General features: G+C 56.6%; 15 protein-coding genes and 1 pseudogene. 8 read left to right on the top strand and 8 right to left on the bottom strand.

Annotation, left to right across the window (positions count from 1 at the left end):
* Positions 1–300: 300 nt before the first annotated feature.
* The 4 genes and pseudogenes from HX821_RS15230 (at position 301) to HX821_RS15220 (ending at position 2873) form a co-directional block, all read left to right on the top strand.
* Positions 301–705, top strand: coding sequence for a TraR/DksA C4-type zinc finger protein (locus HX821_RS15230; protein ID WP_003214706.1), 405 nt, complete (start codon positions 301–303; stop codon positions 703–705).
* Positions 706–727: 22 nt separating this feature from the next.
* Positions 728–814: pseudogene (locus HX821_RS31805) on the top strand (outer membrane lipoprotein carrier protein LolA); the annotation flags it as partial.
* 60 nt (positions 815–874) lie between these two features.
* Complete coding sequence (locus HX821_RS15225; RefSeq protein WP_371316160.1) at positions 875–2545, top strand: methyl-accepting chemotaxis protein; 1671 nt, start codon at positions 875–877, stop codon at positions 2543–2545.
* Positions 2546–2669: 124 nt separating this feature from the next.
* The gene (locus HX821_RS15220; protein ID WP_003214710.1) at positions 2670–2873 is read left to right on the top strand and encodes a hypothetical protein; all 204 of its coding nucleotides are present in this window, start codon (positions 2670–2672) and stop codon (positions 2871–2873) included.
* A 4-nt stretch (positions 2874–2877) separates the two neighbouring features.
* On the opposite strand, the gene HX821_RS15215 is transcribed toward HX821_RS15220, so the two are convergent.
* The 3 genes from HX821_RS15215 to HX821_RS15205 form a co-directional block, all read right to left on the bottom strand.
* Complete coding sequence (locus HX821_RS15215) at positions 2878–3114, bottom strand: DUF2789 domain-containing protein (protein WP_177035977.1); 237 nt, start codon at positions 3112–3114, stop codon at positions 2878–2880.
* Between the two features lie 83 nt (positions 3115–3197).
* On the bottom strand, positions 3198–3428 hold the full coding sequence (locus HX821_RS15210) for a hypothetical protein (protein WP_003214713.1): 231 nt from the start codon (positions 3426–3428) through the stop codon (positions 3198–3200).
* A 141-nt stretch (positions 3429–3569) separates the two neighbouring features.
* Positions 3570–3824, bottom strand: a complete 255-nt coding sequence (locus HX821_RS15205) for a hypothetical protein (RefSeq protein WP_083853233.1) — start codon at positions 3822–3824, stop codon at positions 3570–3572.
* 415 nt (positions 3825–4239) lie between these two features.
* On the opposite strand from HX821_RS15205, the gene HX821_RS15200 reads away from it, so the two are divergent.
* The 3 genes from HX821_RS15200 (at position 4240) to HX821_RS15190 (ending at position 6026) form a co-directional block, all read left to right on the top strand.
* Entirely contained in the window at positions 4240–4689 is a 450-nt protein-coding gene (locus tag HX821_RS15200; protein WP_003214715.1) for a hypothetical protein, read from the top strand.
* The gene (locus HX821_RS15195; protein ID WP_008437165.1) at positions 4689–4886 is read left to right on the top strand and encodes a hypothetical protein; all 198 of its coding nucleotides are present in this window, start codon (positions 4689–4691) and stop codon (positions 4884–4886) included. The genes HX821_RS15200 and HX821_RS15195 overlap by 1 nt, the downstream gene beginning before the upstream one ends.
* A 123-nt stretch (positions 4887–5009) precedes the next feature.
* Complete coding sequence (locus tag HX821_RS15190; RefSeq protein WP_008437166.1) at positions 5010–6026, top strand: ABC transporter substrate-binding protein; 1017 nt, start codon at positions 5010–5012, stop codon at positions 6024–6026.
* A 156-nt stretch (positions 6027–6182) separates the two neighbouring features.
* On the opposite strand, the gene HX821_RS15185 is transcribed toward HX821_RS15190, so the two are convergent.
* Both HX821_RS15185 and HX821_RS15180 read right to left on the bottom strand, forming a co-directional pair.
* Positions 6183–8309, bottom strand: a complete 2127-nt coding sequence (locus HX821_RS15185; protein WP_177035976.1) for a TonB-dependent siderophore receptor — start codon at positions 8307–8309, stop codon at positions 6183–6185.
* Positions 8310–8404: 95 nt separating this feature from the next.
* A complete protein-coding gene (locus HX821_RS15180) occupies positions 8405–8794 on the bottom strand; it encodes a DUF2946 domain-containing protein (RefSeq protein ID WP_003214719.1) in 390 nt (129 codons plus the stop codon).
* Positions 8795–8887: 93 nt separating this feature from the next.
* On the opposite strand from HX821_RS15180, the gene HX821_RS15175 reads away from it, so the two are divergent.
* On the top strand, positions 8888–9325 hold the full coding sequence (locus HX821_RS15175) for a DUF3995 domain-containing protein (protein WP_003214721.1): 438 nt from the start codon (positions 8888–8890) through the stop codon (positions 9323–9325).
* 348 nt (positions 9326–9673) lie between these two features.
* Here HX821_RS15175 and HX821_RS15170 read toward each other — a convergent pair whose 3' ends face one another.
* From HX821_RS15170 to HX821_RS15160, 3 genes are all read right to left on the bottom strand, one after another.
* Positions 9674–10087: a hypothetical protein gene (locus HX821_RS15170; protein ID WP_087694067.1), complete on the bottom strand. Its 414-nt coding sequence runs from the start codon at positions 10085–10087 to the stop codon at positions 9674–9676.
* Positions 10088–10293: 206 nt separating this feature from the next.
* Positions 10294–10932, bottom strand: coding sequence for a hypothetical protein (locus tag HX821_RS15165; protein WP_177035975.1), 639 nt, complete (start codon positions 10930–10932; stop codon positions 10294–10296).
* Positions 10929–11791: RHS repeat domain-containing protein (locus tag HX821_RS15160; RefSeq protein ID WP_177035974.1), on the bottom strand; the 863-nt coding region annotated here is incomplete at its 5' end. The genes HX821_RS15165 and HX821_RS15160, both read right to left, overlap by 4 nt.

Here is an 11791-nt window from a genome sequence, read left to right as displayed (position 1 = left end):
CAAGCCCGCTCCCACATTTAACCGTTTGTCTTCTATATAGCTCCACAACACTGAATTTCTTGCTATAAACGCACTCCGATGACCATTCGCCGAGCCCGTCCTGGTGCCTTTGCGGGTTATCTTGGAAAAAATGCCTGTCATTTCAGTTGCTGAGCCCTCAAGTCGGCCTTAGACTGCCGCCCCTCGTAAATTGAGTGCCGGGTGGCGCTTGAAATGGACGGCGCCTTTCCGAGACCTGCAGAGGTCGGCCGGAACGCTCCCTTATTCGCCTTAATGCACGTATTTTTTATAGAGAAATCAATGACAAAGGAAAAGTTGCTGGCCATGCCGGCGGATGACTACATGAATGCCGAGCAGCACGCTTTTTTCGAGAAGTTGTTGCAGGACATGAAAGTGGAACACCACGAGCGCATCGAGCAGAACCGCATCGCCATTGAAAGCCTGGACACCCCGGCAGACCCGGCCGACGCTGCTTCTGTCGAAGAAGAGCGCACCTGGCTGGTGAACGCCATCGACCGCGACCAGCGCATGCTGCCGCAACTTGAGCAGGCCCTGGGCCGTATCAAGGAAGACTCCTTCGGCTGGTGCGATGACAGCGGCGAGCCTATCGGCCTCAAGCGCCTGCTGATCAGCCCGACCACCAAGTACTGCATCGAAGCGCAAGAGCGCCACGAGCAAATCGACAAGCACCAGCGTCAAGCCTGATGCCCCCCGTGTAGGAGCGAGCTTGCTCGCGAAGGTCGTTCACGATAACGCGGGAAACCTGATACCCAACGGTGCTCTCAGGTTCTTCGCGAGCAAGCTCGCTCCTACATAGATTTCGCCCGTATTACCGCTGTCTATTGATCTGCTGCAAGCCCCCCACTAAAGGCCCATGGATAATGGCCACATAGTGGCGTCTAATGCAGTCACAATAACGACAAGCAGTGGGGTAACGAACATGGCTGGAGACGGATCTCTCATGGGCGCAGCAGTGTCACCACCCGTGGTGGCGCGACAGTTGCCCGGCTGGTTGACGCCGCTCTTGCAAAGTACCGCCCTGGTGCTGTTGCTGCTGGGCCTGGCGTTCGCCCAACTCTCGATTTACCTGTGCCTGCCGGTGGCCCTGCTGCTGATCTGGCTGCCCCGCCTGAAACATCGCACCCACAATGCCGCACCGGCCGAAGCCACCGATGCAATCAGCGAGCTGACCCGCGACCTGTCCTACACCACCAGCCATAACGCACTGTCTGCTGCCGGCGTGGCCTATTCGGTCAAGCAACTGGCGGCCAGGCTGCAATCTCAATTGGGCGCGGCGAAGCAGATCGTCAGCAGTGCCGAAGTGATGATCGGCACCGAGCAGATCACCTCGCAACTGAGCCGCCAGGCCCTCGGTGCGGCCAGCCAGGCCCATCAGCGCAGTACCGAAGGGCGCGAGGTGCTGGCGCAGTCCATCACCCGTATGCACCAGCTCAGCCAGCGCGCCAACGACAGCCGTCAATTGATCGAGGCCTTGAGCCAGCGCAGCGAAGAAATCCAGCGGGTCACCCTGGTGATCCAGTCGATCGCCAGCCAGACCAACCTGCTGGCCTTGAACGCGGCGATTGAAGCCGCGCGGGCCGGTGAGCATGGGCGCGGGTTTGCGGTGGTCGCCGACGAGGTGCGTGGCCTGGCTGGGCGAACCGCCACGGCGACCGATGAAGTCGGGGTGATGGTGGCGGATATCCAGCAGCGTACCGCCCAGGTGGTGGAGCAGATCCGGCAATTGTCGGCGGATCTGCAATCCGGTGTAGAGCAGGTGGAGCACGCCGGCGAGCAACTGGACAGCATCGCCAGCCTGGCAGCGGATGTCGAAGGCCAGGTCAATGAAATCGCTCAGGGCACCGACACCAACCGCGCCCAACTCGACAGCTTGTTCCATGCGGTGGAGCAGATGCGCAGCGATTTGACCGTCAGCGACCAGCAGACCCAACAGTTGGCCGCCGCCGCCGTACAAATGGAAGGCCAGGCTGAAACCATCAGCGAGCGCCTTGCCGAGGTCGGCCTGGATGACTACCACCAGCGCATCTATGACCTGGCACGCGAAGGCGCGAGCCGCATTGCCGCGCAGTTTGAAGCCGACGTCCTGCAAAACCGCATCAGCCTCGATGACCTGTTCGACCGCAGCTACACCGCCATTCCCAACACGCGGCCAAGCAAGTACCACACGCGTTTTGACGGCTACACCGACCAGGTGCTGCCGGCCATCCAGGAGGCCCTGCTGCCCCGGCATGAGGGCCTGGTATTCGCCATCGCCTGCACGCCACAGGGTTATGTGCCAACCCACAACAAGGTGTTCTCCCAAGCGCTGACCGGCGATGCCCAAGTGGACGCGGTACAAAATCGTACCAAGCGCAAGTTTGAAGACCGCACGGGAATCCGCTGCGGCAGCCACCAGCAGGCGGTGTTGTTGCAGACCTACACTCGCGATACCGGGGAGTTGATGCACGATCTGTCGGTGCCGATCACGGTCAATGGCCGGCATTGGGGTGGCTTGCGCCTGGGCTACAAACCCGAGGGGCGCTGATTCAGCGGGGGATTGTTGCAGGTTATGCAAGGGAGCTATTCCGGGGATAGCTTTTTCCAACTGGAAGAAAACCGTAGCATGGCAAACATTGTTAGCCAGCTAACTAATTTTCCGGAGGCGCTCCATGCAAACCAAAGTCGATGTGGCTGTGATGATTGGCAGTGGCGTACCGCCCACCCTGCGTGCACTGGGGCAAAAGGCCTGTTGGGTAGTGTTGCTCAATGGCGAGCAGCGCGGCACGGCGTTCGCCAGCCGCGATGAGGCTGAAGAGTGCAGGGCTGCCTGGGAGGCGCTGTTGCACCTGGAGCAGTCAGACAGCCTGCATTGAAGGCTCAGGGTTGCTGGTGCAGGCGCTGGTTCAGTTCGTCGACCGCGATCGCCCAGACTGCGTCTTCACGCAGTTCATCTTTAAGAAATTGGGCTTGTTGCGGTGACCAGAAATCCGCGTCAATCAGCTTTACGTCATTGGGCAGGGTGTGTTTGCCGATAAAATCGTCAATCGCCTCGGGGGACGATTCCAGTCCAAGTTGTTCAAACAGGTCTTCGAGGGTGTAGGTCTGCGCTTCCATATCGTTCTCCATGCGGGCTGATCATCGTATGCATGGGAGGGTTGTTGCGGGACAGAGTTCGATCGGATTGTCGCGCCGGGTAATCAGGAGGTCAGCGCGCCGGAATCAACGGCGGCCTTAAGGGCTTTTGCGGCTTCCTTGGCAGCCGTGTTGGCAGCGTCCACGGTTTTGAACCAGCGGTCCTTTTCTACCTGGTGAGTCGTCACGGTGGTCAGGGGAGCCTTGGCCCGCATCACAATCACGGCCTGGAACTCACCGTCTACTTCCCTGGCTTCGCCATGGATGAAAAATTCGCCAATATCAAATTCCGTCACGTATAGCCTTCCCTTGGAGGTAATTGCGCTGATGAAACCTGAACCGCAAGGGCACAAATCTCAATGGACGGACCAGTATGGCAGTTGTTACGCGCTGGCGGCGCAGTAAAGTCAACCAGATGACGAAACGCCAGCCGCGCCTCAGCCGTGCGGCGCTTGCAGGATGGCTTCCAGCTGTCGGGCCAGTTCGCAGGCCTGGCTATGGCCGCTGCGAAAACCTTTGATCCGCCCACTGGGCACTTCAAGGATATGGAAAAAGTTTCTCCCGGCGGGGACTACCCGATAGAGCGCCGAATGCAGACAACTGTCGTGGGTGTATAGGGAGTAGAATTGCCCGTCATCGATAAAAGATGAACCTGTGTTCGAAGGTGTGGCAATCGGTTGAGGTCGTTGCATAATCAGCTCCTGTCGATCGACATTGCGTACCCGCTTGCAGTATTTCGAGTGGTTTTGACCCGTGTTGCTGTTTTAGTATTGTCGTCAGTGTCCGGCGTCCGGTTCCATCCAAAGCATTAGTTTCTGTGTTGGATGTCGGAAACTGCATTTTTTAAAGGGTTATTGTCTGAAGTGGGTCGGCCAGTATTCTCTGGTCGTTAAACCTGTGATTTCCTGCAACGCCTGGCGACCTGCGTAAGGTGCGTCGGGCACGCCTGTACTAGTCTCATGGCCTGGCAGCGTGATCTTCTTCAGTTTTTATCAGTGGATTTGTTGTGTGATCGTGCCGTTTCCGGCCGTTTTTTTGTGCTGCCCGCTTGGGCGGACAGCACCCTTTTGATGTGGGGGCGTTTCCTTGGCAGTCAGTAATCTGGATATGCACGCGTTATTCGTGCTGGGTGATTTGCGCGCAAAGTTGGTCAAGCAGTTTCAATCCCGTTTCGTCTACGTCACTGAGCAGACACCTGAAGGTATCTACATCGCCGAGATCGATACCGAAGCGGCATTGGTGGTGGACGACAAGCCGCGCCTGGAACTCAAGGTCGGTGATCATTTCCGGGCCGCTGTATTGCCCAGCCGCGAAGGCGGCAAGTTCGAACTGAAGTTTCGCGATATCAAGTTGACGGTGTATGGCCTGGGCGATTACGCCTTTGTGTCCTCGGCCGAAGGCCAGGGCATCGTGTTCAAGGAAGGCCACAGCGTGATGCTGGTGTTTGCCGCCAATGAGCAGTTGGTAGAAGGCCTGACCAAGACCCTGAAGGCCGTCACCGGCAAGGCCGCCAAATGGCGCAAGGGTGAACTCGTGACCTTCAAGGCCAGCGAGTAATGAGCCAGGGTAGGGCACAGTTCCACGAGCAGCACCTGCTCGATGCCCAAGCCACGGCGGCTCAATTGTTTGCCCGCAAGGCCGAGTTGCAGGGCGCCTGGTTGAGCTGGGTCGCCGGCCAACTGTATGAACTCAAGCCCGCCGAATTCGCCAGCATGGTGCGCCGCGAGTTGCAGCGGCTGAACAATCCTGCGTAAAAACCGGCAACCTGCCATGTTCCCCGGAACCTCTACTACAGTTGAGTTGACTTAAGTATTCAGAGGCTTCGCGGTGTTACAGCAAAGCCATTCGCGATTGCTGTAAGGCATGAGGTGCAAAGCATGAAAGGAATTCGAGCACTGTTGGCAGCCTCACTGACGACCCTGAGTCTGTCGGTGGCGTCGCTGCCGGTATCAGCGGCCCAGGCGCCGATTCATTTTGCCGACCTGAACTGGGAAAGCGGCAGCCTGATCACCGAGGTGCTGCGGGTGATTGTCGAAAAGGGCTATGACTTGCCCACCGACACCTTGCCCGGCACCACCATCACCCTGGAAACCGCCCTGGCGAAAAACGACATCCAGGTGATCGGCGAAGAGTGGGCCGGCCGCAGCCCGGTGTGGGTCAAGGCCGAGGCCGAAGGCAAAGTGGTGGGCCTTGGGGATATCGTCAAAGGCGCCACTGAAGGCTGGTGGGTGCCGGAGTACGTGGTCAAGGGCGACCCGGCCAAAGGCATCAAGCCCCTCGCGCCGGACCTGCGCAGCGTGAAGGATCTGGCGCGCTACAAGGACGTGTTCAAGGACCCGGAAGCACCGAGCAAGGGCCGTTTCCTCAACAGCCCGATTGGCTGGACCTCGGAAGTGGTCAACAAGCAAAAGCTCAAGGCCTACGGGCTTGACGACAGCTATGTGAATTTCCGCAGTGGTTCGGGTGCTGCGCTGGATGCCGAGATTGCTTCCTCGATCCGCCGGGGCAAGCCGGTGCTGTTCTATTACTGGTCGCCTACACCGTTGATGGGGCGCTACAAGCTGATCCAACTGGAAGAGCCGCCATTTGATGCCGAGGCGTGGAAGACGCTGACCGATGCAGACAATCCTGACCCGAAACCTACACGTTCCCTGGCCTCCAAGCTGAGCATCGGTGTGTCCACGCCGTTCCAGAAGGAGCATCCGCAGATCGCCGAGTTCTTTGCCAAGGTCGACTTTCCGATCGAGCCGCTGAACAAGGCGCTGGCCGAAATGAGCGAGAAGCACAGCCAGCCGCGAGAGGTCGCCCAGGCATTTCTCAAGGATCATCCGGAAGTCTGGAAGGCGTGGCTGACTGAGGATGTGGCGCAGAAGGTCGAAGCCAGCCTGAAGTAACACCGATATAACAGCCCGATTGCGATCAAAAATGTGCGAGCGGGCTTGCTCGCGAAAGCGGTTTTTCAGCCAACATTTGTATTGACTGACTCACCGCTTTCGCGAGCAAGCCCGCTCCCACACTGACCTCATTCTTGCCTTGAAACTTGCTGGGCTTTAGAACTTCGTCTGCACCGCCAGCTCAAACGTCCTCGGCGACCCCAGATAATACGCCGGCGACACATGGGCAAACTCGGCGTACACCTCATTGGTCAGGTTGCGCACCCGGCCCGTCACGGAGGTGTATTGATCCACCTTGTAAGTCAAAAACGTCCCGAACAAGGTATACGCCGGCACCGTCAGAGTGTTGGCGTTATCGGCGTACACCGACGCCACATACCGCGCATCCACACCTCCCTGCCAATCCTCCGCAAAGTCATAGGTCAGCCACAGATTACCCACCTGCCTGGGCACATTGGTCGGCGTATTGCCCTTGCGCGACACCACGGCACCGCTGGCGGTTTTCTCGTTGAAGTCCTCGTATTCGGCATCGACCCAGGCGTAGTTGCCCTCCAGCAATAGCTTGGGTGTGACCCGCAACGAACTGGCCAGCTCGATACCCTTGGACGTCTGCGCGCCCACCGGAATGCTATTGGTCGGGTCCTGCGGGTCGGTGACGGCGAAGTCCTTGCGCTCGATCCGGTAGGCGGCCACCGTGGCGGAGCCGCGACCGTCCATGTAATCGAACTTGCTGCCCACTTCCCATTGCTTGCCGGTGGACACATCGAACACCTGGGTGGTGCTGCTCGGCTGTTCGGCAGCGGTGCTGTATTGCACGTAGACATTGGCTTGCGGGATGAACTGATACGTCAGGCCAATCCGCCCGGTCACCGGCTCCCAACTGCGTTTGACATGCCGGGGATTGCTGGCGGTGATGTCCCGGTGGTTGGTGACCTCAAGGTCAATCGCGTCGTAGCGCAGCCCAGTGAGCAGCGACAGTTTGTCGGTCAGACCCAGGCGGTTTTCGACAAACAACGCCTTGGTGGTGACGGCGTTGGTTTTGTCCGGGTCGAAGCCGGGCTTGGTGCCGGGAAGATCATAGAAATGCCCCGGATCGTAGTTGTTCGGGTCCACCGTGTTTTTGGCGGATACGTTCAACGGGTTGTTGGTGGTGCTGTTGACCTTGTACTCAAAGCCGCCCGACCAGGTCGTGCTCAAGCCGAAGAATGTGTCGTCATGGCGCAACTCGAACTGGTTGCCGTTCTGCTCACCCTGGTGCCGTACCTGATAGGCCGTCGAGCGATTCACTGCGCTGTTATCAGCGTTGTACTGGTAGGTTTCCAGGTTGCGATAGTCGCGCTGGCTGTCGAGGTGATAGAGGGTATTTTTCAGCGTGGTGCTGTCATTGATCCGGTAGTCGATGATCGAGCGCACCCAGATCGTGCGTTGCTCATAACGACCGTCGGCCACGTTGTAGTTGTTGAAGCGGTTGTGTTTGTCGATCTTCAACTCGCCCGACTTCGGGTTGAGCACCGGTGTGCCCCAGTAGGGGCTGTCCTCGTGTTCGTCCTGATATTCCAGGGCCAGGGTGTGGGACAGGTTCGGGGTGAAATCACTCAGCAGGGAAAACGCCACGCTCCAGGCATCGCGCTGTTGGCGATCGATATAGGTGTGGTTGGTGTTGCGGCTTACGTCCAGGCGCGCGTAATGCTGGACCTCGGCGCCCGGCTCGGTCAGGACGTGGTTCAGGCCGAAGGCCATTCCGGCAGTGTCGTAGCTGCCATAGGTGAGCTGACCTTCGGCGGCCTGTTCCTCACGGGTGGCCAGCTTGGTCACGTAGTTCAGCGAACCACCGACGGAGCCGGCGCCGTTGATCAGCGAGGAGGGCCCGCCCACCAGTTCGACCCGGTCATAAATCCACGCATCCACGGGGCGAGCCAGGCCGCCGGACACCGCGACGCCATTGAACATCTGGGTAATCTGGCTGCTGGTAAACCCTCGATAGGAAATGAAACCGCCAAACCCCGGCGGCGCGCTGGCGTTGACCCCGGGCAGGGTATTGGCCGCGTCCTGGAAGGTCTTGGCGCCTCGGCGCTCGATGTCATTGCGGTTGGCAATGCTGATGGACGCCGGGGTTTCCCGCACGCTCAGCCCCAGGCGCGAGGCCATGCCACTGGACTGATCCAGGGCCAGGCCGGCATCACCGGTTTGCTCGCCATCAATGGTGGTCGGTGCCAGCTCAATCGCCCAGGTGCTGACAGGCAGGCAGCCGAACAGGCCCGCCAAAAGGGGTAAATGTTTCATGGTTGAATCCTGAAAAACTTGGCTTGAAAACAACCCAGTGCCGTCCGCACTCCCGGGGGAGGCAACCGCGTGGGCCAATCAGAAAAGCGCAGGTATCAGGCGAAGGCGGGCGGGGCGCGCGGATTAGCCGCAGGCCAGGTGAAGCGGGCAGGGATGTCGGCACTGGCAACGATGGCGGGCGGCGGCGCATGGGGTTGCGGAAGCACCGCCACGTTGAGGCTGGAGTTGAGCGCCGGGCCCATGCCGCCGGTGGAGCACAGCGGGCAACCGAAGGCTTTCGAGAGCGTGGGCAGGGATTCATCGGTGGACTTGTAAGGCGCCGGCGCCTGGGTGCGCGGGTCCACCGTACAGAACTGGCCGCCGATGCCGTTGAGCTGCATCCCGACCATTTGCCCGTGGCCGATGCTGCAGGCGAACACATTGAACAGGACGCAGCAGTAGAGCATCCAGGCAATGAGCGAGCGGTCGGTACGGGCGAGTTTCATGGGGCGGCACTTTACCATCAGCCGCCGACGAATTGCCTGCAAAAAATCTCAAGAGGGCTATCCTCTCTCGGACTTTTCCAAGGATATCCAGCCATGAGCTTTTTAGTCGCGCGATGGATCGTCGGGGTTTTTGGCTTTATCAGCCTGGTGCATTTGTACTGGGCGGCCGGCGGCAAATTGGGTGTGACGGCGGCTATTCCGCAGCTGCCGGGTGAATTCGCCAGCGGGCCGCGACCGGCGTTCAAGCCGTCGGCACTGGGAACGTTGCTGGTGGGTGTGGGGTTGGTGGCGATTGCGGTGCTGGTGTGTTTGCGGGCCGGGCTGTATTTCGAGCCGGTGTCCAACCATGCGTTGCAGTGGGGGATTAGTGCAGTAGCACTGGTGATGTTTGCCCGGGCGATTGGGGATTCAGAGCTGGTGGGTTTTTTCAAGAAGGTCGGCGGGTCGCGGTTTGCGCGGCTGGATACATTTTTTTACTCGCCGCTGTGTTTGGTGTTGGGGGCGGGGTTGTTGGTGGTGGCGTGGAGTTGAGGGGAACGTTTGCCGCAGTAGAGTGAGGGCTGCGTTGTATAAACTACATTCCCGTCTGATGATACGACGTCAGGTGGCCCACAGAAATCAAAGGCTTAGGAAGTAGTTCGTAGGGTATAGGTTAGGTGATCCGTCCGGGCTGCAAAATTTTGTTGTTACACCAGAGCTGGATTTTTTTGTTTCGAATCTGTACTCAAATAAGTCGATAGCATTTTTTGCCCGATCTGGATATTAAAATATTTAATTTCTCGGTTTTAAATTTTCATTGTGTTACATGCGCAATGGCTAAATTTTTTTGAGCGTTGGTTTAAGTAAGGTAATCGGGATTCTTTTTAGTTTGTTGGAATGTCAGTGAAAGCTCACGTCAATTCTTTCTACTTCCAATCTGATAAGTTGTTCGTTTAATTCTGGATGCTCGTAGTGCAAGTCTTGATCGTCAAGTGGCGTAAACGTGTGAAAAGTCTCGTTGCAAAGCCTTCCAGACAGAAAATAAGCATAGCCATGGCCTGTTTTTTCAACCAGACAATCGACTGTGTCGACCCTGATGACTTCGTAGTCGTCGGATAGATTTATTGTCAGATCTGCATCATAGGTTTTTCCTACTTCGATCTCATAGGGGCAAAAGCTGACGAAGCAATTCAATATGGTGCCGTCGATGAGCAACGTCGCATCCTCTTCAACGTGCTCGCTGAGCGCCACCACCTGTGTTTTTTTGTGATTATTCGATGTGAAGCCTGATGGTTTTTTCAGTGAGATCGCCATTTATCGTCCTCCAAAAAACGTTTCCGCTTTTGGTGTGTAGTATTGTTTTTTGGTCACGGCAAGTAGTCGCAGCAAAGAAACAGAGTGAGGCGGATTTATTTGGTTAAAATATCCTGCGTCAAGAGGAGAGACTCTTTTTTGAGTCGAACGTTTAGGTGCGTCGCAATTCATGATGTTTGGTGGGAAGTTTGGCTTTCGGCTATTCTTCATGTGTGAATATAACTGTAGACCTCTCGTTGGGTGATTTCTCGGATCTCATTTTTTTGAATCGCGCTGACTAGTTTCTCTTGAACATCAATCATGCTTACAAATTGAGCGGCGGCATGTGTTTCTGAATCAAAGAACCTGCAAAGCACGGTTTGTGGATGAATCTCAAGGAAAGTTTTTATATTTTTGGTAGTCACTTTTTTTTCGAAAATAGTCATGTCGGTCCAAAGCTGTTCTATTGAAGGGACTGACTTTTGCATAATCAAAATTGTTTCGCTTGAACCTTCCAGTGCGGAATTTGTTATATCTCTGGGCAAGGTTGGAATGTTTTTTATTATCGAATATATGTTGGTGCTATCATTTTTTCCGAATAGATCTCCATTTTTTATCTGACCAGCCAATTCCTTTTTTAGTAGGTATTCCTCGGTCCTGGAGTAAAAATCTCCCCACCCTATCGACCGCCATTCCCGCTTGATCGGCCATTCTTCTACTAAGCACTCCGCCACGTTGCACCAGGAATCCCAAACGCAGCGAAAGTCATGGTCAATTAAGGTTAATGTGGAAAACTGAGAGTCATCTATCTGTTCTACCCCGTTCCAAGGTTTTACTCCAGTTTCATTTATATATGCGGTTTTCATGGCTTTCTCTTGAAGTATGTATGTGAGTCATCGCCAATCCTCAAAGGCACCTTTATTCCTCCAATCGTGTTTTTTGTGTTGAAGTGTGGACCGTGATTGCCCTCTACATGACCTAGGGAGTGTTCATAAATCTTAGTGACATGACCTTTTTTAAGGCTGAAAACATATATCCTGCCCGATATGTATCTATCTTGATCACGGATCTTATCCCTTTCAACCGCTATAGGCTGTGCGCTTCGTGGAATACCACCAATCTCTTTAGCTCTTCTCAGCGCTCCATTTCTTGAGAGCTTACTATCGAATCCTTTAGGTGGCTCTACGTCGCCTTCGTTTACCTTGGCTTTGCTCGTGGGATCTTCAGCGCGGTGCGTCGGCTTACATCCATCCCCACCCGGACAGGTATTCAACCCCAACGGATCCACCCACCCCGTCGGGTTGGGCACGTACAGGTATCCGTTCAGCCCGCCCGCCAGTTTCACCGGATCAGGCGTCAGGTAGCGGCCAATGTCCGGATTGTAGTAGCGATGACGGTTGTAGTGCAGCCCGCTTTCCGGGTCGAAGTATTGGCCCTGGAAGCGCAGTAGGTTGGTAACGGTGTTGACGTCCAGCTTCGCGATTTGGCCGTAGGCGCGGTAATGGGCGGACCAGACGATTTCGCCGTCGGGCGCGGTGAGTTCTTGCGGGGTGCCCAGGTGGTCGAGTTGGTAGTGGAAGGGTTTTGCGTCTTCCGGGCCGTAGCCTTTGAGCAGCGCTAGCGGGCGGAAGCTGTTGGGTTCGTAGAGGTAGCTCTGGTGGTGATCGGCGTTGTGTTCGGCGATCAGCTTTTCGCCTTGCCAAAAAAACTCGGTGGTCTGGCCGT

Origin of the sequence: Pseudomonas sp. B6001 (assembly GCF_013386015.1) — a bacterium.
GTDB lineage: Bacteria > Pseudomonadota > Gammaproteobacteria > Pseudomonadales > Pseudomonadaceae > Aquipseudomonas.
Note: the sequence above shows the minus strand (reverse complement) of the source record. Positions and strands in the feature narration are given on the sequence as shown.